This is a genomic window from Microvirga sp. KLBC 81, assembly GCF_003075415.1.
Taxonomy (GTDB): domain Bacteria; phylum Pseudomonadota; class Alphaproteobacteria; order Rhizobiales; family Beijerinckiaceae; genus Microvirga.
The window spans coordinates 1-1947 of record NZ_QDAH01000215.1 but is presented as its reverse complement, the minus strand read 5'-3'; the positions used below and the strand labels follow the sequence as shown (position 1 = coordinate 1947).

General features: G+C 63.5%; 1 protein-coding gene and 1 pseudogene. Both read right to left on the bottom strand.

All coding sequences use genetic code 11. The features are described 5' to 3' along the window. Window positions 1-269 (bottom strand): annotated as a pseudogene (locus tag DC522_RS33290) (transposase); the annotation flags it as partial. Between the two features lie 265 nt (window positions 270-534). After that, complete coding sequence (locus DC522_RS33285; RefSeq protein WP_165820441.1) at window positions 535-1617, bottom strand: IS110 family transposase; 1083 nt, start codon at window positions 1615-1617, stop codon at window positions 535-537. Window positions 1618-1947 lie beyond the last annotated feature (330 nt).

Sequence of the window (1947 nt, the reverse complement as noted above, 5' to 3'; positions counted from 1 at the left end):
ATCATCCGCGGCGAGAGCACGTCCGTGCGTTGCGACAGAAGGGTGGGAAGAGCCTCGCGTAAACCGGCAAGCCCCTGCCGCACCGGAAGGCCGCATTCGAGCAGGAAGGCGCGGATCTGGTTGATCACCGCCGTGTGCTGCCCGACCAGACGGCTTCGCACACGGTGCAGGGCTTGCAGATCGAGTTGTTCGGCTGACTTCAGCGGCACGGGCCGCATGGTCGGGCGGAGCACCGCCTCGGCGATGGCCTCGGCATCGCGGTAATCGTTCGTATGATGGTTGTGTCAAGTCATGCTCGGACCCTCAGCCGTTTTCGACGTCCGGGGCGCGCTTGCATCAGGTCAGGCGCTTGGCGCCATCCACTCGTATCCGGTCGGCCAAACCAACCCAGGTGCCTCATGCACGGCGTGCAAGCTGCAGGCGGACGGGATCCAACTTTTTGGTTCGGGCCGTGAGCCCCAACGACTACACGATCACACGTCCACCCCGGACGTCACGGAGCCGTCGCTCCGGGACGATCTTCTCCAATCGCGGTCAGGTCTGTGCCGATCTGATCCTTGCTCCCGCTGGCACAAGGCCGGTGGTGACGTAACGCCACAGCGCGATCAGCAGCTTTCTGGCAACTGCGGCGATGGCAATGCGGCGGTTCCGCTTGCTGTTGCCTGTCGTTCGGACCAAGAACCAGGCAGTGACGTCGCTCGTCGTTTGAAAGCGAACCCAGCGCCACGCCAACTGCAACAGGCGTGCGCGCACGATCGAGTTCCCGGCCTTACTGATGCCTTGCTCGTGGTGAAGGCGGCCACTGCTGAATGGACACCGCGTCAGTCCGGCGAAGGCTGCCAGGCTGCGGCGATCCCGGAAGTCACGACACAGCACGTCACGGGTGAGAACCACGGCTGTCTTGCGGCCGACGCAGGTGAGCTTCTCCAGCATGGTCACGACATCCGGCGTAGGGGCCTCAGATGGAGCGGATACTCCCTCGCGCGTGGCCGGCGTGACGGATGCCGGCTCTGCCATCGCACTCTCGACCTCCGCAATGTGCTGCAGCACGAGCTCGAGTCGCGACAACTCCCGTTCGACCTCAGCCCGGCACCGTGCCGGCAGAGGCTCGCCACAGCTTGTTTGCAGTTTAGCCAGTGCCTCACGTCGGTCGCGGCGGAGCGGCTGGAAGGTTCGGACGCCATGCAATGCCAGCAGGCCTTTGATCCGGTTGGTGTGGGCCACTCGTTCCTTGACCAGTCGCGCCAGCTCGCGATGGGGTCTGCGCGCATCCTCCTCCTCGATGCTCGGGATCCGGACGAAGGAGCACGCATGCCGGTCACCGCGACGCCAGGCCTGCAGTGCCCGCAGGAGGCATTCTGCGTCGACCCGATCCGTTTTGACGCGACGCGCCCGACGGTCGAACTTGAGGCTGGCCGGATCCATCACGTGGCACGCGATCCCGGCTTGGGCGAGACGGCTCTGCAACCAGAACCCGTCATAGCCTGCCTCGAAGACGCACTCGATCTCGACGGGAGATCCTAATCGGGTCTCAGCGCTGTGCCGCACCCGCTCGATTACCTTGATGAGCGTATCTGCTTCACCCCCCGCTGACACGCCGCATTGATACTTTGCCAATAGCAGGATCGTGGATCGCCAGGAGCCACGTTGTCTTGCTCAGCTCAATTGCCACCAGAACCGCCGCTACTCCCACATCCTGAGTTTGATCCATTGCCACCTCCCAAGGCAGCACCGCCGCAGGCCTCCATCCCAATTAGACAGACCGGCAGGTTGGCGAGGCAGGATTGCAGCTGCCCGCGCGTGATCTTTCAAAAACGCACTGGCTCGACGCTGGGATCAGGGTCGAGGGTGTACTTAAGGAGAGCCCGTTCCTAGAGCATCGGACTGAAACGCGGAGTCAAAGGGTTCTCTCCGGGGCAAAGCTGTGATTCCCTTCTGGTTGCAGGA